Below are 289 nucleotides of genomic sequence, written 5' to 3' on the forward strand. Positions count from 1 at the left end.
GCTACGGCTCGAACATTGCTCAACAAAGGCAAGTATGCACGGTACATCACCAGCGAAGATCTGGCGCAGCGAATCATGAACGCATGGGAGCAGCCGGACGCTACAGAAAAATCTGTGATTCATGATTTCAGCCAGTACTACCTGTTGATCCTGGATGAATATGGATTGCATGACCGTGATAAACGTCGGGAGTTGGTGCACAAAGTCCTGTATGCACGTTATGACCGCATGAAGCCGACCATGCTGATTTCTAATCTGACATTAGCTGAGCTGCAGAAAGACTTGGGTG

1 protein-coding gene is annotated in these 289 nt (G+C 48.8%); it reads left to right on the top strand.

Annotation, left to right across the window (positions count from 1 at the left end; genetic code table 11):
- A partial coding sequence (locus tag LKL37_RS23010) for an ATP-binding protein (RefSeq protein WP_431612573.1) occupies positions 1-289 on the top strand: 289 nt, incomplete at both ends.

Source organism: Chryseobacterium sp. 'Rf worker isolate 10', from assembly GCF_050753305.1.
Classification (GTDB): Bacteria; Bacteroidota; Bacteroidia; order Flavobacteriales; family Weeksellaceae; genus Chryseobacterium.